Below are 23,456 nucleotides of genomic sequence, written 5' to 3' on the forward strand. Positions count from 1 at the left end.
TTCAAATGTTATCCAGCCCGGTTCGCGCGGTCATTGTAGATGATTCTCTCTTGGTAAGAAATATCATCTCCGATCAGATCCAAAAAGATTCTAAAATTTCCATAGTCGCAACCGGTAAGACCGGAGTTGACTGCATAGAACTCGCGGAAAAATTACATCCCGATATCATCATTCTTGATGTGGAAATGCCCGTGATGGACGGACTTACCGCCTTGAGCGAACTTCAAAAAAAGAAGATGGGAATTCCCGTGATCATGCTTTCGGTTCTGACTCAGAACGGAGCCGAAGCCACGTTCAAAGCTCTTGAGTATGGTGCGATCGACTTTGTTCCGAAACCTTCGAGTGCGTTTCAATTCGATCCGGAAGAAATCGGAAATATTCTCAAAGCAAAAATTCTCGCGTATTTTGAAAGTAAGGTTCAAGTTCCTTCTCACGCGGGAATCAAAAAAGTTCCAGTCACCGTTTTGCCTTCCGGCGGAGTTGCGGGAAAAAAAACTCCGGTCCAAGCGATCTGTATCGGTACTTCCACCGGCGGTCCTCGTGCTCTTCAAGAAGTCTTTTCAAGAATTCCCGCCGATCTTTCTCTTCCGGTTCTTGTAGTTCAGCACATGCCCGCAGGTTTTACAAAAGCATTTGCGATGAGACTCAACGATCACTCAAAGATCAAAGTGAAAGAAGCGGAAGACGGAGAACCGATCGAGCCCGGAACCGGTTACGTCGCACCGGGAGACTCGCATCTTTCGATTCAATCTCGCGCTGGGAGGAAATGGATTGCCCTGAACAGGGAAGCTCCTGTAAATGGACACAGACCTTCCATTGAAGTTCTCCTAAACAGCGCGGTAGAAGAATATAAGAGCGGCATCATCGGTGTGATCATGACCGGGATGGGTAAAGACGGCTCGGCGGCGATGGTGAAAGTCCGAGAAGCCGGCGGTTCTACGATCGCGCAGGACGAACAAACTTCCGTAATTTATGGAATGAACCGTCAGGCCGTTGAAATGGGAGGCGTCGAATATATCGAGCCTGTTACTGAAATCATCAATAGGATCCAAATCATTTTGAAAGAGAGAGGAATTTAATATGGCCAGAATTCTCGTTGTGGATGATGCCAAATTCATGAGAACCATGGTAAAGGATGCGCTCACCCAAACAGGTCACGAGATCGTTGGGGAAGCTGAAAACGGAAATATTGCAGTCGAGCAGTATAAGTCTTTAAAACCGGATTTAGTAACGATGGACATTACCATGCGTGAAAAAGACGGAATCGAAGCTGCTCAAGAAATATTCAAGTTGGATGCGAAAGCGAGAATCATCATGGTTACCGCACTTGGACAAGAAGATCTTTTAGCCAAAGCCATTAAGATGGGAGTAAAAGACTTCGTTGTAAAACCGTTTTCACCCGAAAGACTTCAACAGGCGGCGGACAAAGCTCTCAATTCCTAAGGGTTGTCTTTGAATGGAGAATGAAGATTCCGGTAAGTCCTTTGTAGTTCAATGGAACAATTCCGAGGGAGGTTTGTCAGAGGGTCCTCTGTCAGTCCTTTGGAATTTGATCGAAAGTTACAAAGTAGACATCTTTGATGTTTCTCTCTCTCGCATCACCCGGGATTTTTTAAGCTTCTTACGAATCTCAGAGACCCTTACTTTAGAGCTGAGCGCGGAATACGCGCTGATGGCGGCCAATCTCATTTATCTCAAATCCAAGGCCCTTTTACCCGATCCTGGATTTGAAGAAGAAGACTACGAACCTCCGCTTCCCCCCGAACTTGTAGAAAAACTTTTAGAACATAAAAAATTCCAACTAACGGCCAAAAGACTTTCGGATATCGATATCACACAGGCCGGAGTTTTTAGAAGAGAATCAAACGTAACCCTGGACGACGACGAGAACTGGCTCGACGTTTCTCTTCTGGAATTGATTTCCGCATTCAACGAAATCTTAGAATCGAAAGTGGACGAGGCGGAAATTCCCGCGCTTTTGACTACACCTCACCGATTTACCGTTGAAGAAAAAATGGAAAAAATTCTCACTTCCCTTCGCGAAAAAAAGGAAGTCTCTTTCCCGGAATTATTCGAGAAGGAACATCCGGAAAAAGCAGAAATCGTTGCCACTTTTCTGGCATTGCTGGAACTAAGTAAGCAGAGGATTCTCCGGGCAAGGCAGCATAAGCTTTTCGGTGAAATCCGTTTATTTCTGATAGAGGGACAGTGGAACGGGACAGAGCAACACTCAAAGGATTGATTGAAGCATTACTTTTTGTTTCCGGTGAACCTTTAAAATTGGCGAGCGTAGCCAAGTCGACAGGAATCGAAAAGACGGAAGCCAGAGAAATCCTAGACGAACTCGTTTTGGATTATTCCGAAAAGAACGGCGGTTTTCTTTTAAAAGAAATCGGCGGCGCCTATCAGTTCGTCACCAACGAAAACTTTTCCGAAATCCTAGGAAACATCTTCAAAGAAAAAAGAAGAGAACAACTTTCCCGCTCCAGTTTGGATACTCTCGCCATCATCGCCTACAAACAACCGATCACACTTCCTGAGATCGACGAGATCCGAGGAGTTTCTTCTCGGGCTATGGTAACCTCCCTCATTTCCAAAAAACTCATCAAACCGATCGGCAACAAAGAAGTCCCCGGAAGACCGGCGCTCTACGGAACCACGAAAGAATTCTTGATTCATTTTGGATTGAATAAACTATCGGATCTTCCGGCTCCCGTGGAAGTCAAAGAGCTGAAATTCGAAAACTTGGATGATCTACTCGAAAATGAGTGACCTGGATCAAAAACTAAAAACCTTTCGGGATCAGATCGATTCCTTAGACAAAGAGATCGTAAAGTCGATTCAAGCCCGGGCGGAATTTGCGTCCAAGATCGGCGAAATTAAAAAAGAAAGAAACGAACCCGTCTTTCGTCCCGATCGCGAAAAAGAAGTTTATGAAAAGATAAAGTCTTTGAGTGAAGGGCCTCTTCCAGATAAGGTTCTTGTCGCGATCTATCGTGAGATCATGTCCGGTTCCATCTCGGTCGAGAAAGGATTGGAAGTAGGGTATCTCGGACCTGCTGGATCCTTTTCCAACCAAGCGGTGCGGACTCGTTTTGGAGCTTCTATCAAGGCTTTAGAATTCAATTCGATTCCCGACGTCTTTCGAGCTGTGGAAACCGATAAGATCGACTACGGAGTTGTTCCGGTGGAAAACTCGAGCGAGGGTCTCGTCAATTCCACGCTCGATCAGTTTTTGGTTTCGGATCTTCTCATCTACTCCGAACACTATTTAAGAATCAGCATCAGTCTTCTCGGATTCGAACACGATCTTTCCAAAATCAAAACTCTCTACGGAATCAAGATCGCAAACTCTCAGTGTAAGAATTGGATCGCGGCGAATCTACCTCATATCGAAATCGTGGAAACTTCTTCCACTGCGAAGGCAGCACAGATCGTTGCGGAAAAAAAAGAAGGGTGCGCGGCAATCGCCTCTTCCATCGCCGCGGAAATCTACGGCCTCAGCTTGATTCGAGAATCGATCGAAGACCTCGCTGACAACACGACTCGCTTTTTGATCATCGGAAAAAATCAGTGTCCTCCCACCGGAAACGATAAAACTTCCGTTGTCTTTTCCTGTCCCGATAAGCCGGGAGCTTTGTATCGAGTCTTAAAACCTTTCTTTGATCATCAACTGAATCTTACAAAGATTGAATCCAGACCTACGAGAAGAAATTCCTGGGAATACAATTTCTTTATCGATTTTAACGGTCATCAGAAGGACGAATCCATTCAAAAAGTTCTTTCGAGTCTGAAGGAAAATACCATCTTCTTAAGAGTCCTCGGCTCCTACCCGATGTCTCCTCAAATCCTGTGAAAACAGAATATTCTAATATTCTAATTTACGGATTGGGTCTTATGGGGGCCTCTCTGTCTCTTGCCCTCAAAAAAAAGGGAATCAAATCGCACGTAACTGGAGTCGTAAGTTCTTCCAAAAGCAAACAGTTGGGAGAATTTTTGAAGTCCGCCGATACGGTTCTGACTTCGGAGGAGTTTCATTCTTCCAAACACTGGAAAGATTACGATTTTATCATATTCGGAGTTCCGGTCGATCTTACGGTAAAGTTGATCCAGGAACTTCCTCTGGATTATTCCGGAATCATAACCGACGTCGGCTCCACAAAAAAAGAAATCATACAGGCGGTGGAAGCGCGTTTTCAAAGTTCCCATAATTATGTTTCCTCGCATCCGATGTGCGGTTCCGAAGAATCAGGACTCGAGTCCGCGAACGCTTCTCTCTATGAGGGAAGGCTTTGTATTCTTACTTCTCCCGAAAATGCAAGACCGGAAATCAAAAAGGATCTGGAGTTTTTTTGGAGACTGATCGGAATGGAAGTGGTCGAAATTCCCGCAGTCGAACACGATTCGATTCTTTCCTATCTATCACATTCTCCTCATATACTTTCTTCGATCATGGCGGACTGGGCGGCCAATCAGAAGATCGTAAAACAATACACGGATCTTTCTCCGATTCCTCTAAACGGAGGAGGGTTTCGGGACATGACAAGAATTGCGGGTTCCAATCCGAAGATGTGGTCCGCGATTTTTAATTCCAATCAGGAAGAAATCTACCGCTCTCTTTTGGATTTTCGGGAACGTCTCGACATTATATTAGAAAAATTGAATCCAAAAAACACTCTGAATTCGCAGGAATGGGAGAAATTTATGGAAACCTCCCGTAAATCCAGAGATTATATTTTGAAGAACCAGGATGATTCCAAGAAACACTAAACTCAAGTCCAAGGACATACAAGTTCCCGGAGACAAATCCCTTTCCCATCGTTCCGTTTTGTTTGCGGCCCTTTCCAAAGGTAAATCAAAGGTCACTGGTTTTTTAGAAGCCGAAGATCCTTTGAATACGATGTCCGCCTTTACAAAACTCGGTCTTATCGCAAAAAAAATCAAAGCAGGAGAATACGAGTTTGAAAGTCCAGGAAAGGACAGGCTCGTTTCGCCTAACGTAGAACTGGACTTCGGAAACGCGGGAACCGGGATTCGTCTTTCCGCGGGTTTGATCTGCGGTCTCCCCGGAGTGGACGCGGTTCTAACCGGGGACGATTCCCTAAAAAAACGTCCTATGGGAAGGATTATCAAACCACTTACGGCCATGGGAGCTTCCATCGTCGGACTCGGAGAAAAGGAAACGGCTCCGCTTAAAATCCAGGGAAAAAAACTTGCTTCTTTTCGATACGAAAGCCCGATCGCGAGCGCTCAGATCAAATCCTGCTTGATGCTCGCGGCGATTGCGTCTGAAACGGAATTGGAATATTCAGAAAGCATACTATCCCGAGATCACACTGAAAATATGTTTCGGTTTTTAGGAAACAAGATCGAATATCTTTCCCCTCTTCGTTTTAAAATTTCCCCTCCGTATTTTTTGAACGGGGGAGAATTTAAGGTTCCCGGAGATATCTCCTCCGCTGCGTTCTTTTTAGTCCTCGGAGTTTTGGCGAAAGAGGGAAATCTTCTGATTCAAAATATCGGACTCAATCCTGCGAGAACCGGGATCTTGACCGCGCTAAAACTGATGGGTGCCAAGATAGAAATCGAAAACCAACGAATCGAATGTGGGGAACCGGTAGGTGATCTGAGAACCTATCCATCTACTTTAAAAAAAGCGAATATTCCGGAAGAATTGATTCCTTCCATCATCGACGAAATCCCGATCCTTTCGGTGGCCGGTCTTTTTGCGGAAGGCGGTTTTGAAATCCGTCACGCGGAAGAATTGCGAGCGAAGGAATCGGACCGAATCCATACGATGGTTTCCAATTTCCGTTCGCTCGGAATCGAAGTGGAAGAATTTCCGGACGGATACGCGTTAGACGGAACCTCTAAAAAATCAAACGAGATTTGGACTTCTTTGTCTTCCGGAAAAAAAGTCCCCATTCTTTCCTTTATGGATCATAGGATCGCGATGAGTTTTTTGATCTTAAAGGCTCTTTCCGGATTTGCTCTGGAAATCGACGAAACTTCTTGGATCGAAACTTCCTTTCCCGGATTTGAAACCCTTCTCAAGGATTGTTTGTATGAATGAAAATGTAATCGCGCTCGACGGTCCTGCCGGTTCCGGAAAAAGTACGGTCGCGAGACAGATCGCGGAGAAAATCGGATTTAACTACTTAGATACCGGCGCCTTTTACCGCGCGCTTACTCTTTTTTTGTATCGTCTTTATGAAAAGACGCCTAACGCAGGGGAATTCTCCGATTGGGTGAAAACAAATGAGGCCGAAACTTCTATCTCTCACGCTCATATTCTCTGCGAATTCTCCGCAGGAAATGAAAATCGGATTTTCTTAAATAATGAAGACGTTTCTCTTGCGATTAGAACTCCTGAAATTACGAGAGAAATCAAACACATCGCGAACAAGCGAATCTATCGCGATTTTGTGAACAAGGAACTCCATTCTTTGGCGAAACTTCACAAACTTCTTATGGACGGAAGAGACATCGGGACCGAAGTTTTTCCGGACGCAAAGTTTAAATTCTATCTTACCGCTTCTTCCAAAGTCCGCGCCGAAAGAAGAACTCTTCAGTTGAAAGAACAGGGAATTTCCGCGGATCAAAACGAGATCGAAAGAGAGATCATTCTTCGCGATAAATCGGATATGGAAAGAGATATCGCACCTCTCTATCAGGCAAAGGACGCAATCCTGATTGACACTGATATACTCTCCAAAAATAGTGTAATTAGCAAGATCCTCGAGATTCTGGATCGATGACCCCCGACATCCAGCGGATCCCAGACTACCATTTTAGCCGAGTAACCTACGCCCCATGACAAACAAGGAAGAGAAGTCCACTTTTGCAGAAGTATTCAAACAGTGGGAACAATCAATACACGAAGAACCGGAACTCCGGAAAGATCAAGTCGTTGAAGGAAAAATCGTCTCTGTAGACAACGACTACGTTTATGTGGCAATCGAAGGGCTCAAACAAGAAGGCCGTATTCCAAGAGGAGATTTCGACGAAACTCCGGAACGCGGAAATTATGTCTCTGCAATCGTAAAAAGAAAGGAATCTCAAGATTCCGGATGTATTCTTTCTAAGAAAGAAGCCGACCAAAGAAAAGGTTGGGAAATCGTCAAAGAAGCTTTTAAAAACAGCTATCAAGTTACCGGCCGTTTGGTAAACGAAATCAAAGGCAAAGGTTATATCGTAAACGTGGAAGGTGTGGATCTTTTTCTTCCCGCTTCTCAACTCAGCTATAAATTCAAAGAAGGGGAAACCTTCAAAAATAAGGAACTTGAGTTCAAGATCATCGAACTCAACGATCGTACTCGTTCCGGGGTAGTCTCCAGAAAAAAACTTCTGGATGAAGTGAACGAGGAAAAATGGGACGCTCTTCTTCTCAAACTCAAAGTAGGCGATAAAGTTACTTCCACCGTAAGCAAGATCGCTTCTTTCGGAGTTTTCTGCGAAGTGGACGGAGTAACCGGACTTCTTCGTCAGAGAGATATCTCTTACAAAAAATACGCACCGTTCAAACAATACTTTCAGATCGGACAAGAAGTGGAACTTGTAGTTCTCGAACTCGACAAGGAAAACAACAAACTCGCGTTAGGTCTGAAACAACTCTACGAAGATCCTTGGGTCTGGGCGGAACGTTCTTTGGAAAAAGAAATGGTCATCCGCGGAACCGTAACTTCTCTTACGAAGTTCGGAGCGTTCGTAGAATTGAAAGAAGGTTTAGAAGGTCTGATTCACACATCGGAACTTGCATGGGCTAAAAAACCTCCTCAACCAAAAGACATCTTAAAAAAAGGTCAAGAAGTCGAAGCTCTGGTTTTGGACATCGATTTCAAAAACAGAAGACTTTCTCTCGGGCTGAAACAACTTCAGCCGAATCCTTGGGATCAACTCGGTCCTGAAATCCGCAGAGGAAATATCCTGGAAGGTGTGATCACCGGAATCACTAAATACGGAGCTTTCGTAGAAGTGGAAAACGGAATCGAAGGTTTGATTCACATCAGTGATATCACTTGGGACGAAAAGGCTTCCAACCCGACTTCACAACTGAAGAAAGGCGACACAGTGAAATACATGATCCTGGACGTAAACTTAGACGCACAAAGAATCTCTTGTGGTCTGAAACAACTCCTGGAAAACCCATACGAAATTTTCCGTAACGAACATCCGATCGGAACCATCGTAGAAGGAAAGATCAAGTCCATCAAAGAATTCGGAATCTTTGTGGAAGTGGCTCCCGGAATCGAAGGACTCGTTCATATCTCCGAAGTTCCAAACGGAAGAGAAACTAACATTCTGGAAGTTTACAAACCGGATGAAATCGTAAAAACCGCAGTCATCAAAGTGGATGTGAAGAATAAGAAAATTTCTTTATCCATCAAGGATTTCGACAAAGCACTCGAAAGAGAGGAAATGTCTAAATACCTCAAGACTTCGGATACTCCTTCTCGCGAAAGTTTGGGAAGTTTCCTAAACACTTCTCTGAGATAAGAATCCAAAGTTAAGGACCAAAGGATGAAACGGTACGAAGTCGGTCAGACCGCAAAAGAAGTCAAAGTCGATCCTTACGCGGATTTTCAAGGTAGTAAGCTCGAACTGGTTCTGATTAAATTTTTCAGATCGGTCGCGGCTCATATCAAAGAAGTTCTGATCGGGGTAGGGGTGATTCTCCTAATCATCCTTGCGATCGTTACTTACGTTCAATACCAAGAGTCCCAATTCGAGAAGGGAACCATTGCTCTGGAAGCTCTGGATAAAAAATTTCGACTCAATCCAGCGATTGATCTGAAAGAAAAGATCCAGGCTTTCGAAGAAGTTTCTTCTCAGTATTCTTCCAAAAAACTCGAACTCAGACTTGCAAAAATTCTTTCCGATCTCTACGCGAGAAACGGAGAATTTCAAAAGGCCGCAGACAAATTAGAATGGGCCGGCAAGAAGATCGACGAACCGACGGAAGTAAAGGCGTATTACTTCTATTTGGCGGGAAATCTTCGTGAGAGAGAAGGAAATCTCGCAGCAGCCGAAACCAATTATAGTACAGCGGCCAATCTTCTTACAAATACGAGAGAAGCGAACGGCTTCTTGGCTTGGAGTTTGTATCAAACCGGAAGACTCCAGGCAAAGAACGGTAAAAAACCGGAAGCGATCCAATCCTTAAAAAAAGTTTTGGAACAGGATATCAAAACTCCGGCTTCCGATTACAACACCGTAAAACAATACGCAACTTTTCTACTCGTTCAACTCAACCAGAAAGGCTAATGCTTACACTGGCCCTGCCAAAAGGAAGACTCGCTACGGAGAGCATCGATCTGATGATCTCCAGAGGCTGGCTTTCTTCCAAACCGGATCCCGAATCCAAAGAACTGATTTACAATGATCCTTTAGGAAGAATCCGAATTCTTCTCGTGCGCTCACAAGACGTGGCGACTTACGTGGAACAATGTGCAGCGGACGCGGGTATCAGCGGTTGGGACGTCTTAAAAGAAGGCGGCTACGACCTCGCGACTCCTCTGGATTTGAAAATCGGAAAGTGCAGACTTTCTCTTGCGGCACCTGAGGGATATACGCTCGAAGCGCGTCATCGTAAGATTCGCGTAGCGACTAAATATCCAAACTTAGCCAGAGAATTTTTCTTTCACAAAGGTTTATCCTGTGAGATCTTCAAACTCTACGGAAGTATCGAACTCGCTCCTCTCGTCGGACTTTCGGATTGTATCGTGGATCTTGTTTCGACCGGCGGAACCTTAAAGGCAAACGGGCTCAAGGAATTGGACATAATTTTAGAATCTTCCGCTCGGCTGGTGTTCAATCGTTCCTCTCTTTACGGAAAAAGAAAGGAAGCGGTCGAATTTATGGATTCTCTTTCTAAAATCTGATTCAATCTTCAACTTACATTAAATAATGGTTGAGGAATACCAGCCTCAAAAAATTATAGTTTAACAATTCATTTTCCCAAGAGGAAATCAATGGCAGTTCCCAAAAGACGCAAATCGAAATCAAAAGTAAGGACAAAACGGGCCCATCATGCCATCGGAAAACCAAATTTGGTTCCTTGTCCTAATTGTAATTCTTACAGACTCCCTCATAGAATCTGCCCTACTTGCGGGTTCTATAAAACCGGAATCGTTTTAGAGCCGAAAGTCAAGAAGGCAAAAGAAGATAATTAACTCCTATGATGTGGGTCGCCGTCGATGTAATGAGCGGCGATTACGGGCCGGAGAAGATTATTGAAGGTGCCGTAAATGCCGTTAACCAGGATGGGGCTCACGTCGTCTTGGTCGGCAGAGAAGAAGAGATTGGGGAGATCCTCCTCAAGTTCGATTACGATACAACTAAAGTAAGAATCCAACACGCATCGGAAATCATCGATATGAATGATTCTCCGTCCATAGCCGTGCGCACTCTACAGGATTCTTCCGTTGTCCAAGCCACACAACTCGTAGCCGATAAAACCTGCGTTGGAATGTTTTCTCCCGGAAACACGGGCGCGACGATGGCGTCCGCGCTTTTGTATCTGGGAAGAGTTCCCGGAGTTTTACGTCCTCCTATTGCAGCTCCGATTCCACAAGAGAACGGACCTCCGATGCTTTTGTTGGACGCGGGAGCTAACGTGGATTGTAAACCCGATTATCTCGCGCAGTTCGCCGTGATGGGTGAAATCTATTCTAAACTTATATTCAATATTTCTAATCCAAAAGTCGGAATTCTTTCCAATGGGGAAGAAGATAAAAAGGGAAACACCGTTTCTTTAAAAGCCTTCGAGATGATCAAAAAGTTGCCTTTCAACTTTGTGGGTAATGTGGAAGGAAGAGATCTCTACGGAAGCGGCAAGGACGTGGACGTGGTCGTATGCGACGGTTTTACCGGGAACATAGTACTAAAGGCGACGGAAGGCCTTTCCAAGTCCATCTTCAACGTATTAAGAGAAAGTATCAAACAATCCAGCCTAGCGCAGACCGGCGCTTTACTACTCAAGCCGACTTTTGCCGCGATCAAAAAACGTCTCGACTACGCGGAATACGGCGGCGCACTTTTGTTGGGAGTGGACGGAGTATGTCTGATCGGACATGGATCGTCTAACGCGTTGGCGGTTCAAAGTGCGATTCGAGTTGTGATCGAATGTGCAAAGCACCAAATCAACGATCGAATCGCGACCGATATCAAAAAATATAATATCTGATTCGAAAAGGAATCAAAAAAAGATCCGGCGCTTGTAGAGAAATGTAAGACTACGAAGCAGGATCGGATCTCATGTTTGATGTGCAGAAATTAGCCAATTTTGCTCTTTCCGAAATTGAAAAATTCTCCAAAGAACACCCTAACGAAACTTTTTATACATTTGCGATCGACTCGAGTTTGCTGTGTATGAATTCCATAGAACATTTCGAAAAGTCTCTGAAGGAATTTGCCTCTAAATCTCCGAGATACTATGATTCTCCGGATCAGATTCGGAAGTTAAGAGAGAGCCCGAAGGCGTGGGCTTACAACGGCTTTGTTTGTTTCCGCAGTTTGAATGTTCCGAACGGTTCCGACTCAGGGCCGTTTGATGAGAATCTTTATAAAGAACACTGTGACTTGGACAGAGAGGCTCAAGAAAAGAGCGCTTACGCGATTGCAATGGATCAGGTATTGGAGATCCTAAGACAAAAGGACGCATTTCGAGTTTTAAAAAAGATAAGTGATTTTAGAATTCTGAGCGCGATACATCCGTCCTGAGGTTTTGTTTTCGGATTTTTCTTCAAAAAATTTTCGCAGAAGAATCCGGACGTTTAGACTTTATCCTATCGAAATTCTGATTTCGAAATTTGCTCGCTACCGAGCGTTCTTATCGGAAAGTTAAAAGAAGACGGAGCCGTGATCTTGAGAGGAGTGATTGTCGGAGTTCCGACGATGGGAATTTTTCTTGCAAAATTATGATTTTGTGATAGAGAAAAGTTTCCGGAATTTTTCCACCCCCCACCCCTCCGCCCAAAAAAGGGAGGGGCGGTAAGTTTCACGGAGCGTTGTCGGAGTTCCGACAGATTGATTCTTCGATTCAAACAACTTGTGGGTTCAGAATCTGGTTTCTGAAAAGATGGATTTTCGATACGATTTCTATTCTACAATTTCTTTTGGCCCACCTATGAGCATTTTCCAAGTAAATAAACTGATTCGATTCCAGCACTGCGATCCAGGCGGAGTGGTCTTTACTCCCCAATATTTTAATCTATTTACGGAAGTTATCGAAGATTGGTTTGATCAGGCTTTGGATTTTAGTTTTTCCAAAATGGTGGTGGAGCAGGGGTTTGGAATTCCCGCGATGAAAATTGTAGCTAAGTTTTCGAAAACTTCTTTTCTCGGCGATCACCTCAACTTTCAACTCCGCGTCAAACGTTTGAGAAAGAACAACGTGCTTTTGCAAATCACCGGCTTCTGCAAAAATGAAAAACGTTGTTCAGCAGATTTTCTTTTAGGTTTCGCTTCCGTTGAAACAAAAAGTTTAACCGATTGGCCGGATCCTATTTTTCAAAAAATTCAGTCCCATTTCGGATAACGTGCTTTGTGCTGCGACGTTCTGAATTCTAAAAATGGAATTCAGGATCCATTTTGTACAAAATATTCTAAGAGATCCGTCCAGCTTCATCGTATTAAATCTCGAGAACGCGAATTCTTTCTTTGTTAAGAAGATTTAGAAAAATAGAATATTCCATCTGAAATAAAGGACTCAAAAAAAGAAGTTTCAATTGTAGAATGATGTAGTCGGTTTCCGGGACTAAAACTTGAAAGACGAAGAAGGTTTCGTCGAGGCCCTTTTGGCAACTTTGTATGAGCATGACTACGCGGATAAGGAAGCTCAAAAAAATACGACCTACGCAAAAGCGATGGAAGAGATTCTTGAGATACTAAAAAAGAGAAAATGTATTCCGTCTTCTGAAGAAGAGCGCTGATTTTACAATAATGAGAGTAGAGCATAATTACTGAACGTATGAATCATAAAACAAACGAAGAACAAAACGGCGCGGCGAAAAATACCGGCAAAATCATCGGTTTAGATTTGGTTTTTGTCTTTCTGACTTATCTGATCGGACTTTCTATGAATCGTTTTTTGGGAATTGTAGGAGATCCTGAAAATCCGGAAAAATTCAATCCCGTCAATTTATCTCTCGGGATCTCGACATTTTCATTTCTCTACTTTGCGTCCATCGACGGTCTTTTGATTTTGGATAAAAGAATCGATCGAAGAATTTTGATTTTTTCCGGAATTTTGGTTTTTCTGGTTCTTGCTTCGGAGCTATTTTCGATTTCGAATTGGATTCTTTTCTTTTACAAGATGTTTTGGAAAACGACCGCGGAATTAGAGGCGGATCATCTCGGGGGAGTTGAGAAAATTCAATCCGAAGTGCAACAGATCCTTTCGGCCTCTTTGTTTCTTTTTGCGATTGTAAAAACGATCGTTAGAATCATCTGGAATATCTTTTGGATAAAGGCAATTCTTGCGCAGCAGAAAGTTTCGGATTCTTCTTTGAACTGAATTCTTTTGTTTAAAGTATTTTCATAAGAATCGAAGAGCTCGTCGGACAAAGCGTCGTAAACTCTTCGGTTCCTCTGATTTCTCTCGGAAGAGAATCTCTTTCGATCTCCTGATATCCCAGTCTTAGAAAAAATTTTCGGGCCGTTGTAGTTATAAGAAATAATTTTTTTACTTGTAAGAGGCGGGCCCGCTCTTCGATTTTATGAACCAGTTGAGTTCCGATTCCTTGTTTTCGAATCGAATCCTTTACAGCAAAGGAACGCAACAACGCGGATTCCCCGCGTAGCTCCAAACCAACGATCGCTCCGAGTTCGGATTCGTCCCCGTAGCCGATAAAATTATTTAGATCCTGAGTTTTGAGATCTTCTATCGGAAGAGCATTGTCTTGAAGAAGGTTCAAAACATTCTCAAAATTCGGATGAAAGAAAAAATCCAACTTAGACACGGAGTTCCCTTTTTCTAAAATTCAAAAGAAGATTCTTGACTTCTTTATCGTATAATTACGATAAAGAATATGGTCGTCAACAAAAAAGTGAAATTTACGAAAGACACGATCCTTCTTGCTGAATTTGCGAAGGCCTTTGCGCACCCGGCCCGCTTATCGATTTTGCAGACGATCGCCGAAAAGAACGAATGTATCTGCGGCGAAATTGTGGAAGTGCTTCCTTTAGCTCAGGCGACCGTTTCTCAACATCTCAAAGAATTAAAAGAGATCGGACTTATCAAGGGCGAGGTGGAAGGAAATAAGTCCTGCTATTGTATCAACTGGTCCAGAGTGAAGAAATTTCAGGAAGAATTGAATTCGTTTTTTGAAAGTTTAAATCAATCTAAAGAATCACAAAGTGAGAATTGTTGTTAATGAAAAAGCCGAATATACTCGTACTCTGTACTGGGAATAGCTGTAGAAGTCAAATCGCGGAAGGTTGGTTACGCTACTTTACCGGCAATCGCGCCGTCATTTACAGCGCGGGAATCGAAACACACGGAGTGAATCCAAGAGCGATTCAGACGATGAAGGAAGTCGGAATCGATATTTCGAATCATACATCCAATCATATCGACGAATACAAAAATATAGAATTCGATTATATTCTCACTGTCTGCGATCACGCGAAAGAGAATTGTCCTTACTTTCCTTCCAAAGCTGTGAGGTTTCATCATAACTTTCCGGATCCCGCGAAAGCAAAAGGAACAGAAGAGGAAATTTTAGAAGAATTTAGAAAGGTTCGCGAGATGATTTGTCTCTATTCACAAAACTGGATCGAAGAATTAAAACTGGACTCCGTGGCTACAAATGATTGAAACTCTGACAAAATCAAAATTGAGTTTTGTGGATCGCTATCTTACTCTCTGGATTTTTCTTGCGATGGGAGGAGGAGTTCTTTTTGGAAAATTGATTCCGGGTGTTGAGGCCGGATTTAGTCGTCTTTCGATCGGAACTACGAATCTACCTTTGGCATTCGGTCTGATCCTGATGATGTATCCTCCTCTTGCAAAGGTTCAATTCGAAAGAATGAGGGAAGTTTTTTCCAACGTAAAAGTTCTTGTGATTTCCCTTTTTTTAAACTGGGTCGTAGGACCTTTGTTGATGTTCGGTTTAGCGATGTTCTTTTTAAAGGATTATCCCGAATATAGAATCGGACTTATTTTGATCGGACTGGCAAGATGTATCGCGATGGTCATCGTCTGGAACGAGCTGAGTGAAGGAAGTCGTGATTACGCCGCCGGTCTCGTTGCTCTCAACAGTATCTTTCAGATATTCTTCTATAGTATATACGCATACTTTTTTATTTCGGTTTTACCTCCCTATTTAGGATTTTCCGGAACTGAAATCAATCTTACAATCGGGCAAGTTACGGAAAGCGTTTTTATATATCTAGGGATTCCTTTTTTTGCTGCGATTTTAAGCCGAGTCATTTTGATTCGTTTGAAAGGTAAGACTTGGTATGATAAAAAATTTATTCCAACCATTTCTCCGATCACATTGATTTCGCTTTTGTTTACGATCTTCTTTATGTTCAGTTTAAAAGGAAATTTGATTTTTGAAATTCCTTTCGATGTTCTGATCATTAGTATTCCTTTATTGATCTATTTTATTCTGATGTTCTTTGTCAGTTTTTGGATAGGAAAAATCATGAAAGTTGAATATTCTAAAACCGCATCGATCGCCTTTACTTCCGCCGGAAATAATTTCGAGCTCGCGATCGCGGTCGCCATCGGAGTTTTCGGCATTTCGAGCGGCCAAGCCTTTGCGGGCGTGATTGGTCCTCTTGTGGAGGTTCCTGCCTTAATTCTTCTTGTAAGAGCCGCTCTTGAAATGAGGAAACGATGGTTTTAAAGTCCAGCAGTAAAGGAAGCCTAAGATGACGACCGTTTCAAAATTATTTAACAGAGAATGTCAGTGTATTACGATCGAAAAGGAAGTTTTGGATAAGAGCTTTGTTGAAAAGATAAGGGCTTCTATGAACGCGGAGAATTCGGATCTTGCGTCTTTGACGGATCGATTCTTCGCTTCCAGCGCCTCCTTTTTGGATCCGAGTGATTTTACAAAGATTCAAAAGACAATTCAAGTAATTCAGAAAATTCTTAAAAACGAAAAGGTGAGAAAGGAAATTCTTAAAGAATTTCCGGAGAACTTGAAAGGACGTTTTTCCAAGGGTGGAGTTTTTTTGAGTTTTGATTTTCATCTCGCAGAAGACGGTCCGAAGTTGATTGAAATCAACACGAACGCGGGCGGCGCCTTTTTACAGACAAAACTCGTGGAAGCTCAGAAAGAATGTTGTCCGGAGGTGAGGGAGGCTCTTGCGAGTCCGGAAGAAATTTTGGCGATCGAAAAGCGATTCTTTGAGTCTTTTTTGGAAGAATGGAGATCCACCGGAAAAGAGGGAGTTCCTACATTTGTTGCGATCGTAGACAAAAGTCCGAAGGAGCAGTTTCTTTATCCGGAGTTTCTTTTGTTCCGAGAAATGTTTTTATCCAAGGGAATTCCTTGCGAGATCGTAGAACCCGAGTCTTTGACGTTGGATGAAGACGGTTCTCTTTTCTTCGAAGGGAAGAAAGTGGATCTCATTTATAATCGTCTTACTGATTTTTATCTTTCAGAATTGGAGAATCAAAAGATTCGGTCTTCTTGGGAACAGGAAAAGACGGTCGTAACTCCGAATCCTCTTGATTACGAACTTTACGCAAAGAAGACGAATTTGGTTCTTTGGAAAAAGGAGGAGTTCCTACGCGAGGCCGGTGTGGAAGAGTCGGATCTCACGATTTTGGCCCAGTCGATTCCTCTGACCGGAATCGTAAAAAAAGAAAATTCGGAAGAACTCTGGAAGGAGAGAAAGAAATTCTTTTTTAAACCCGCGTCGGGCGGCTATGGAAGTAAGGCCGCTTACAGAGGAGATAAACTTACCAAAGGAACGTTTCAAGAAATCTTAGAAGGAGATAATATCTTTCAAGAGATCGTTCTTCCTTCGGAAAGGATTCTCCTTAAGGATGGGGAGAAAGTTCCTTATAAGATGGATCTTCGGACCTATGTTTATCAGGAGGAGATCCTACTTTTGGCCGCGCGTTTGTATCAAGGACAGACGACTAATTTTAGAACTCCGGGCGGCGGTTTTTCTCCCGTTTATGTTCTTGGTATGGAATCCTCCGTTGCCTAAACTGATATCCTTTTACCTTCCAGTAAAGTAGGAGACTCTAAACGATTCTTGAGAGGTTGTTTGTAGGAGTTCCCACAAAAAGTGAGAGAGGGCTTTTCTACTTGCAAAATGATAATTTTATGATATAGGAAAGTCTCTCGCTTTTGTCCCGCGGACCCGCCTCCTCCACCCAAGATCAGGGTGGGGCGCGCGACTTTTACTGAGGATTTTGTCGGAGTTCCGACAAGAACCGATCAAGACTGATTCCTTGTTAAGCAAAAGAGGGGAGTTCCCACATTCTTAAAAACTTCAGAATATCTCGAATCAAATTGAATCGAATTTCTTCCGTATTCTCGAAAAGTGTGAGTTCCTACTTTTCTAAATCTCACAATAAAACTCATCTTTCCAAAGTCCTGAAATGAATTCCGACCAAAGCAGAACGTTCGTTCTGTCTCATAGTCTCAAAAGCTGGAAAACTCCCTTGACCCGGTATTTGAGCAAAATACCTTAGCCGCAGAGCACCCGAAAGGAAAGAATTATGATCGATTTAAAAGGTAAAAACGCTGTTATCACCGGAGCCGCACGCGGAATCGGAAAATCCACAGCCCTCGTTCTTGCAAAAGCAGGAGCCAATATTGTTATCGCAGACCTCAATGAAGAATCCAGTAAGGCAACTGCGGAAGAAATCGCAAAACAAACCGGTGTAAAAGCCATCGGAGTAGGAACCAACGTAGCGGATTCGGAATCTGCGGCAAGTGCCATCAAAGCCTGCGTGGAAGAATTCGGTTCCGTTGATATTCTCGTAAACAATGCGGGAATCACAAAAGACACTCTTCTTATGAGAATGAAAAAAGAACAGTGGGACGCGGTTATCGCCGTAAACTTAACCGGAACTTTTAACTGCACGCAAGCCGCTGTCAAATATATGATGAAGAATCCGAACGGCGGATCCATCATCAACCTTTCTTCGATCGCGGGTGTGAACGGTAACGTAGGACAAACCAATTACTCGGCTTCGAAAGCGGGTGTGATCGGATTTACAAAAGCAGTCGCACTGGAAATGGCGTCTCGTAAGGTTCGTTGTAATGCGATCGCTCCGGGTTTTATCGCCACTGAAATGACCGATGCAATTCCTGAAAAAATCAGACACGCAATGGTTGCCGCAATTCCCCTGAAAAGAGCCGGACTTCCGGAAGATATCGCGAACACCATCGCATTCTTAGCTTCCGACATCTCTTCTTTCATCACCGGTCAGGTGATAGAAGTGAACGGCGGAGGATTTCTTCCAGGCGTAACCGAATAATCATTTAAGAAATGTTCTTCCATTCCGAAATCGGAGTGGAAGAATCTCTCATTTTTTTATTTCCTTTAATTCGTTCGAAAAAAAAGAATTCTCACTCAATTCTTCTTACCTCTCCGTACTTAAATTCAACTTTTTACTTTTTTAGAATTCCTTTTGGGAATAAAATTCAAAACGAGGAACGCTTTTTCTTTGAATGTGATTCTAATGAGACAAGCTCTTATCAAAATCCACGCCTTCTTTTTATCGTAGAATGGATTTAAAGAACAACTCCGGGCATTCTAAGTGACCCGATGAAATCGCGATCAATGAATTACACTCGAATCCATGAGACCGGATTCTTATGAATTTTTTCCTGCGATACATCCGATCTTTTTGAATTGAAAAATCCGATTTGAAAAACGAAACCGAATCATAATTTAAGGGAGTTTTTTTCTGAAAAAAAGTATATTGGCTTGCCAAATATTTTCGGAATTAAATCTATAAAATTCGGTGGATTTTATATCCACCTGACTAAATCTAACAAAAAATCATCATACCACAAAATGTGGTACGGAGGAAACAATGGCAGACTTTGAAAAAGTTAAATCTATCATCGTAGAACAACTTGGAGTGGATGAATCTGAAGTTACACCTGAGGCTCATTTTATTGACGACCTCGGTGCAGATTCTCTGGACACAGTTGAATTAGTAATGGCTCTCGAAGAAGAATTCGGTATCGAAATCTCTGACGAAGACGCTGAGAAAATTCAAACTGTTGGTGACGTAACAAAGTTCATCGACAACCTCAAGTCCTAATCGTTTGAGACTTTCCGGGTTCTTCACGGAACTCGGAATTCTTTTTTCCCTCCTTTGATCTTTAAAAAATCACAATCTCCTTCTTCACTCAAAAACCCCGAGCGGGTCAAAACTCTACAGAAACTTTCCAAAAAAATCGGAATCAAATTTTCCAATCTAGAATTTTATAATACCGCATTCATACACAGTTCTTATAAAAATGAGAATCTGGAAATTCCGGAGGACAACGAACGTCTGGAGTTCCTCGGAGATTCCGTCCTCGGTCTCGTAGCGGCGCGTTTTCTCTTTCAAAACTATCCCAGAGCCGCAGAGGGAGAATTATCTCGAATTAAGTCGAGAATCGTCTCTACGCCGATTCTAAACACCATCTCGGAGAAGCTGGGTCTTTCCGAGTATCTTCTTTTGGGAAAAGGAGAAGCGAGTTCTCAGGGAAAGGGACGTCGAAAACTTTCAGCGAATCTTTTTGAATCTTTGGTCGGCGCGATCTATTTGGATCTCGGATTTGAGGCTTCCGAAAAATTCATATTGAAACACTTAATAGAATTTGCGGAAAATCCTGAAAAAGAAGAATCTGTCAGAGATTATAAAACTCAACTCCAAGAATACGCTCAGAAAAATTTCAAGGTTCTTCCCGTTTATCGCATGAAAGGAGAATCCGGTCCCGATCACGCGAAGGTCTTTCAAGTTTCCGTTCGAATCCGTGATCAGTGGGAAGCAAGCGGCACCGGAGTGAGTAAAAAGGCCGCGGAACAAAACGCAGCAAAAGAACTTTACAATCGAATTAAAAGAGGGTCTTAGAAGAAAACGTTCCTCGCCAAATCAAGATTCAACGAATGAAAGGACGACAATCAAGATAGTATGGATTTTTTCTTTAAAAAGAAGGGATTGCGAGTAAGGGTCGCTGCTCTTATATTCAATTCTCAAAATGAAATCCTTCTCATTCAGCAAAAGAAAAAAGGTTCTTATTATTGGCTTTTGCCGGGCGGTGGAATCGAGTTTAGCGAAAGCGCCGAAGACGCTCTCAAAAGAGAATTGAAAGAGGAACTTTCTTTGGAAATGAAGTCGGCCTCGTTTTTACTTTTAAACGAATCCATAGAACCCGGCGGAAAAAGACATCTCATCCAACTCGTATTTTTAGTGAACGTAAAAAAGGAAGTTCCCGAACTCAATCTCAACGAAAAGGCGATTACCGGCTTTGGATATTTTAGTCCGGCCGCGGTTCGAGAAATGGATCTAAGACCCGATATCAAAACCTTTCTCTTTGAAGGAGATTTGAGTCCGGCGCCCTTTATCAAAAGCACCTGGGTATCAGAAAAAAAATGAGTCACATCGAAACTATACAAGTGAACACGGAACACAAGATGATTCCCGTTCAACTTCACACGGACCTTAGCGGTTTATCGGAAGAGATCGCAAAACTTCCCGGAGTTACTTCGATCTTCTTGATCACGGAAAGATCGATCCATTCTATCTACACAAAATATTTAGAGAAAGAACTCTTGCCTCTGGGAATTCGTTTTCAAGAGATCTATATCAAGGGCGGAGAAAAAGCAAAACATATCGAAAAGACCGGAGACGTCTACAATCAACTCATCAAACACGGAGCCGATCGTAAGTCTTTGATTCTTGCGTTCGGAGGCGGAGTGGTCGGCGACTTCGCGGGTTTTATCGCTTCCACTTATCTGCGTGGAATTCGTTTTGTTCAGATTCCCACAACTCTTCTCGCTTGTGTGGATTCTTCGGTGGGAGGAAAGGTCGCGGTCAACGCGGATCTCGGTAAGAATATGATCGGTTCTTTTTATCAGCCCGAATTTGTATTCGCACCTTTGTTCGCTCTTTCCACACTTCCGGATCGGGAATGGAGATGCGGTCAGGCCGAGATTATCAAACATTCTCTTCTTTCCGGCGGAGAATACTGGGAAAAAGTAAAAGCACATTCATTCCAAGATTTGAATGTAGATTCTCCCGTTCTTCCTTATATGATCGCGGAGTCGGTTCGTTTTAAGGCTTCAGTCGTTTCGAGCGACGAAAAGGAAACTGGTCTTCGAAAAATTCTCAACTTAGGACATACTACCGCGCACGCGATCGAGTCAGTTACGAAGTATAAAAAATATTCTCACGGAGAAGCGGTCGCGATCGGACTTGTTACCGCACTTTTGATCAGCGAGGAAAAATCCGGTTTGGATCCGGTCACTACGAAAGAAACTGTCGAGTCCTTAAAAAACTATCAGCTTCCGTTTCAGACAAAATTGAAATCGAAAGAACTCGCCAAACACATGCTTCACGATAAAAAGAACGTAGGCGGTTCGATCCGTTTTGTCCTTTTGGAAAAACCGGGTTCCCCCGTTTATGATATTCCCGTAGATTCCCGAGATATCATCTTAAACATTCGAAAACAAAAAGGTCTTGGATGAATTTCGAATTCGATTTTTTTAAATCAATCAATCCTTTGATCCTTCTAAAAGTGAAGGAGAGAAGTCTTGCGGAAGAATTGATCCTGGTCGTTTATTTTATTTTCTTTCTGATTGTTTCTTATCGAGTGATTCTTTTCGTTCTGGATTTTTTTCGACCTACGATAGACGTAACCGCGCGTTACAATCGAAGAAAGATGGCTCGGATGTCCTTTGTCATCGTGGGATTGATCATTCTTCTTCCCGTCGTTTTCTCCGGGCTTTCTTATCTTCCAACGGTGATGGGCCTTGCGGGAGCGGGGATCGTGATTTCTCTGAAGGACATCACTCTCAACTACGTGGGTTGGTTTTTTATTCACGGAAGTAACGGCTTTGAGGTCGGTGATAGAATCGAAATCGAAAGCGTTCGAGGGGACGTGATCAATATCGGGATGAATCGTTTTACTCTCATGGAAATTTCTTCGGACCCTAAGTCGGATCAATCCACAAATCGTCTCGTTCACTTCCCGAATCACTACGTCATCTTGAAGCCCATCGTCGTCGTAAAGGACAAGATGAACTACGTCTGGGACGAGATGAGAATCAAAATTCCTTACGATTCCGATTTTGAAAAAGCGGAAGAACTTTTAAATGGAATCATTCAAAACAACGCCGTGATCGATCAGGAAGAAATCGAATACACACTTCAGGAACTTTCTAAAAACTATCTGGTTCGTCTCGGTAAAACTTCTCCGATCGTCTATCTTTCTCTCGAAGAAGGCGGGATTCTTTTTTCCCTTCGTTATCTGACTCACGTTCGCGAAAGAAGGGATATGAAAACAAAAATCGCTCATACGATCTTGAAGGAATTCAAACTCTTCCCGGGTATAAGAATATTATAATATTCGGGACATTTTTGTCGCGTCAAAGAAAATGAGTATTCTTTTGTCCTCGGGTTCGCTCCGAGAATTTTTAAACCGACGTTAAAAAGAAAACCCATGTATAGAACCAGATTTCAAAAGGAGATCGTAGCAGAATTTCTGCCTCCGAAACGAAAGATCAAAACACAAAGATTGATCCTTCTCTGCGACGGAATGCCTTCGATTCCAAAAAAGCAAGGCCTTGTTGAATTTCTTTCTTCAAAAGGATATTGGGTGATCTATCCGAGATATCGCGGCGCCTGGGAAAGCGATGGAGAATTTTTAAAGAATTCTCCACACCTCGATATTTTGAATATCATCGATGAAGTCCTTTCTTCCAAAAAAATTAAAGAGAATTCTTTTTATCAGAGTTTTGATCTATTTCCGTCCGAAATTTTTGTGATCGGCGGGAGTTTTGGAGGAGCGACGGCGCTTCTGTCTTCCTTGGATTCTCGAGTTAAAAAGGTGATCGCAAATTGTCCCGTCGTGGATTGGAAAATTTTAAAAGAAGAAGAATCCGCCGAGACCGCAAACCCAAACTATGTTTCTTATCTGAAGGATACTTTTGGAAACGCGTATCGTCTTTCGGAAAAGAACTGGAAAAAACTTTACGACGGTAAATTTTTCAATCCGATCTTTCACGCAAAGGAATTAAATCCGAATAAGATTCGTATGTTTCACGCGATGGACGATCCTTATATCCCTGCGGGAGTTGTTAAGAGTTTTGCCGATCTGACAAAGATCAAGCTCAAACTTCTGAAAAAGGGCGGACATCTGAGTACGGATTGGATCGTAAAAAAGTATTGGAATGAGATTCATCGATTTTTTATCGCGAATTAAAACCGATTCTTTCAAACTCGTTTTTATTTTAGAATTTTAGTATGATTTTTGGATTGA

29 protein-coding genes are annotated in these 23,456 nt (G+C 42.8%); 28 read left to right on the forward strand and 1 reads right to left on the reverse strand.

Translation table 11 applies throughout. The annotated features are described in order from the left end of the window. Positions 1 to 5 precede the first annotated feature (5 nt). From A0128_RS05550 to A0128_RS05630, 17 genes are all read left to right on the forward strand, one after another. On the forward strand, positions 6 to 1,079 hold the full coding sequence (locus A0128_RS05550; RefSeq protein WP_069606596.1) for a protein-glutamate methylesterase/protein-glutamine glutaminase: 1,074 nt from the start codon (positions 6 to 8) through the stop codon (positions 1,077 to 1,079). A 1-nt stretch (position 1,080) separates the two neighbouring features. After that, positions 1,081 to 1,443: a response regulator gene (locus A0128_RS05555; RefSeq protein ID WP_004458304.1), complete on the forward strand. Its 363-nt coding sequence runs from the start codon at positions 1,081 to 1,083 to the stop codon at positions 1,441 to 1,443. A gap of 13 nt (positions 1,444 to 1,456) precedes the next feature. Continuing rightward, complete coding sequence (locus A0128_RS05560) at positions 1,457 to 2,242, forward strand: segregation and condensation protein A (protein WP_069606597.1); 786 nt, start codon at positions 1,457 to 1,459, stop codon at positions 2,240 to 2,242. Then, positions 2,209 to 2,772 carry an SMC-Scp complex subunit ScpB gene (scpB, locus tag A0128_RS05565; RefSeq protein ID WP_069606598.1) on the forward strand — a complete coding sequence of 188 codons (564 nt, stop codon included), beginning with the start codon at positions 2,209 to 2,211 and terminating at the stop codon, positions 2,770 to 2,772. Before A0128_RS05560 ends, scpB begins: the two co-directional genes overlap by 34 nt. Next, positions 2,765 to 3,856, forward strand: coding sequence for a prephenate dehydratase (gene pheA, locus A0128_RS05570; protein WP_069609145.1), 1,092 nt, complete (start codon positions 2,765 to 2,767; stop codon positions 3,854 to 3,856). Before scpB ends, pheA begins: the two co-directional genes overlap by 8 nt. After that, positions 3,853 to 4,770: a prephenate dehydrogenase gene (locus A0128_RS05575; protein WP_069606599.1), complete on the forward strand. Its 918-nt coding sequence runs from the start codon at positions 3,853 to 3,855 to the stop codon at positions 4,768 to 4,770. The genes pheA and A0128_RS05575 overlap by 4 nt, the downstream gene beginning before the upstream one ends. Further along, positions 4,751 to 6,073 (forward strand): 3-phosphoshikimate 1-carboxyvinyltransferase, encoded by a 1,323-nt coding sequence (aroA, locus tag A0128_RS05580; protein WP_069606600.1) that lies wholly within the window; start codon positions 4,751 to 4,753, stop codon positions 6,071 to 6,073. The genes A0128_RS05575 and aroA overlap by 20 nt, the downstream gene beginning before the upstream one ends. Beyond that, positions 6,066 to 6,758, forward strand: coding sequence for a (d)CMP kinase (gene cmk / locus A0128_RS05585; RefSeq protein ID WP_069606601.1), 693 nt, complete (start codon positions 6,066 to 6,068; stop codon positions 6,756 to 6,758). Before aroA ends, cmk begins: the two co-directional genes overlap by 8 nt. Positions 6,759 to 6,813: 55 nt before the next feature. After that, the gene (locus A0128_RS05590; RefSeq protein ID WP_069606602.1) at positions 6,814 to 8,496 is read left to right on the forward strand and encodes a 30S ribosomal protein S1; all 1,683 of its coding nucleotides are present in this window, start codon (positions 6,814 to 6,816) and stop codon (positions 8,494 to 8,496) included. Between the two features lie 24 nt (positions 8,497 to 8,520). After that, positions 8,521 to 9,264 carry a tetratricopeptide repeat protein gene (locus tag A0128_RS05595; protein ID WP_069606603.1) on the forward strand — a complete coding sequence of 248 codons (744 nt, stop codon included), beginning with the start codon at positions 8,521 to 8,523 and terminating at the stop codon, positions 9,262 to 9,264. After that, positions 9,264 to 9,881 carry an ATP phosphoribosyltransferase gene (gene hisG, locus A0128_RS05600; RefSeq protein WP_069606604.1) on the forward strand — a complete coding sequence of 206 codons (618 nt, stop codon included), beginning with the start codon at positions 9,264 to 9,266 and terminating at the stop codon, positions 9,879 to 9,881. Before A0128_RS05595 ends, hisG begins: the two co-directional genes overlap by 1 nt. A 90-nt stretch (positions 9,882 to 9,971) precedes the next feature. Next, on the forward strand, positions 9,972 to 10,172 hold the full coding sequence (rpmF, locus tag A0128_RS05605) for a 50S ribosomal protein L32 (RefSeq protein WP_069606605.1): 201 nt from the start codon (positions 9,972 to 9,974) through the stop codon (positions 10,170 to 10,172). Between the two features lie 5 nt (positions 10,173 to 10,177). Next, entirely contained in the window at positions 10,178 to 11,185 is a 1,008-nt protein-coding gene (gene plsX, locus A0128_RS05610) for a phosphate acyltransferase PlsX (protein ID WP_156781776.1), read from the forward strand. Positions 11,186 to 11,256: 71 nt separating this feature from the next. Continuing rightward, a complete protein-coding gene (locus A0128_RS05615) occupies positions 11,257 to 11,721 on the forward strand; it encodes a DUF4303 domain-containing protein (RefSeq protein WP_069606607.1) in 465 nt (154 codons plus the stop codon). A gap of 406 nt (positions 11,722 to 12,127) precedes the next feature. Continuing rightward, positions 12,128 to 12,538 (forward strand): acyl-CoA thioesterase, encoded by a 411-nt coding sequence (locus A0128_RS05625; protein WP_069609146.1) that lies wholly within the window; start codon positions 12,128 to 12,130, stop codon positions 12,536 to 12,538. Positions 12,539 to 12,764: 226 nt separating this feature from the next. Further along, positions 12,765 to 12,932 carry a hypothetical protein gene (locus A0128_RS22020; RefSeq protein ID WP_156781777.1) on the forward strand — a complete coding sequence of 56 codons (168 nt, stop codon included), beginning with the start codon at positions 12,765 to 12,767 and terminating at the stop codon, positions 12,930 to 12,932. A gap of 38 nt (positions 12,933 to 12,970) precedes the next feature. Next, the gene (locus tag A0128_RS05630) at positions 12,971 to 13,516 is read left to right on the forward strand and encodes a hypothetical protein (protein ID WP_069606609.1); all 546 of its coding nucleotides are present in this window, start codon (positions 12,971 to 12,973) and stop codon (positions 13,514 to 13,516) included. A gap of 10 nt (positions 13,517 to 13,526) precedes the next feature. Here the strand turns inward: A0128_RS05630 and arsN2 are convergent, their stop codons facing one another. Continuing rightward, the gene (gene arsN2, locus A0128_RS05635; protein ID WP_069606610.1) at positions 13,527 to 13,961 is read right to left on the reverse strand and encodes an arsenic resistance N-acetyltransferase ArsN2; all 435 of its coding nucleotides are present in this window, start codon (positions 13,959 to 13,961) and stop codon (positions 13,527 to 13,529) included. Between the two features lie 69 nt (positions 13,962 to 14,030). Between arsN2 and A0128_RS05640 the strand changes: the two genes are divergently transcribed. The 11 genes from A0128_RS05640 (at position 14,031) to A0128_RS05695 (ending at position 23,399) form a co-directional block, all read left to right on the forward strand. Further along, entirely contained in the window at positions 14,031 to 14,375 is a 345-nt protein-coding gene (locus A0128_RS05640) for an ArsR/SmtB family transcription factor (protein ID WP_069606611.1), read from the forward strand. Next, positions 14,375 to 14,818, forward strand: coding sequence for an arsenate reductase ArsC (locus A0128_RS05645; protein ID WP_069606612.1), 444 nt, complete (start codon positions 14,375 to 14,377; stop codon positions 14,816 to 14,818). Before A0128_RS05640 ends, A0128_RS05645 begins: the two co-directional genes overlap by 1 nt. After that, entirely contained in the window at positions 14,811 to 15,854 is a 1,044-nt protein-coding gene (arsB, locus tag A0128_RS05650) for an ACR3 family arsenite efflux transporter (RefSeq protein ID WP_069606613.1), read from the forward strand. Before A0128_RS05645 ends, arsB begins: the two co-directional genes overlap by 8 nt. A gap of 25 nt (positions 15,855 to 15,879) precedes the next feature. After that, positions 15,880 to 17,172 carry a circularly permuted ATPgrasp domain protein gene (locus A0128_RS05655; RefSeq protein ID WP_069606614.1) on the forward strand — a complete coding sequence of 431 codons (1,293 nt, stop codon included), beginning with the start codon at positions 15,880 to 15,882 and terminating at the stop codon, positions 17,170 to 17,172. Between the two features lie 517 nt (positions 17,173 to 17,689). Beyond that, positions 17,690 to 18,454, forward strand: a complete 765-nt coding sequence (gene fabG / locus A0128_RS05660; RefSeq protein WP_069606615.1) for a 3-oxoacyl-[acyl-carrier-protein] reductase — start codon at positions 17,690 to 17,692, stop codon at positions 18,452 to 18,454. Positions 18,455 to 19,015: 561 nt separating this feature from the next. After that, positions 19,016 to 19,249, forward strand: a complete 234-nt coding sequence (acpP, locus tag A0128_RS05670) for an acyl carrier protein (protein WP_000753030.1) — start codon at positions 19,016 to 19,018, stop codon at positions 19,247 to 19,249. A 54-nt stretch (positions 19,250 to 19,303) separates the two neighbouring features. After that, complete coding sequence (rnc, locus tag A0128_RS05675; protein ID WP_069606617.1) at positions 19,304 to 20,047, forward strand: ribonuclease III; 744 nt, start codon at positions 19,304 to 19,306, stop codon at positions 20,045 to 20,047. 60 nt (positions 20,048 to 20,107) lie between these two features. Beyond that, positions 20,108 to 20,572 carry an NUDIX domain-containing protein gene (locus A0128_RS05680; protein ID WP_069606618.1) on the forward strand — a complete coding sequence of 155 codons (465 nt, stop codon included), beginning with the start codon at positions 20,108 to 20,110 and terminating at the stop codon, positions 20,570 to 20,572. Beyond that, entirely contained in the window at positions 20,569 to 21,663 is a 1,095-nt protein-coding gene (gene aroB, locus A0128_RS05685; protein WP_069606619.1) for a 3-dehydroquinate synthase, read from the forward strand. The genes A0128_RS05680 and aroB overlap by 4 nt, the downstream gene beginning before the upstream one ends. Beyond that, the gene (locus tag A0128_RS05690; protein WP_069606620.1) at positions 21,660 to 22,541 is read left to right on the forward strand and encodes a mechanosensitive ion channel domain-containing protein; all 882 of its coding nucleotides are present in this window, start codon (positions 21,660 to 21,662) and stop codon (positions 22,539 to 22,541) included. Before aroB ends, A0128_RS05690 begins: the two co-directional genes overlap by 4 nt. Positions 22,542 to 22,637: 96 nt before the next feature. Continuing rightward, a complete protein-coding gene (locus A0128_RS05695; protein WP_069606621.1) occupies positions 22,638 to 23,399 on the forward strand; it encodes an alpha/beta hydrolase family protein in 762 nt (253 codons plus the stop codon). Positions 23,400 to 23,456 lie beyond the last annotated feature (57 nt).

Source organism: Leptospira tipperaryensis (genome assembly GCF_001729245.1).
GTDB lineage: Bacteria > Spirochaetota > Leptospiria > Leptospirales > Leptospiraceae > Leptospira > Leptospira tipperaryensis.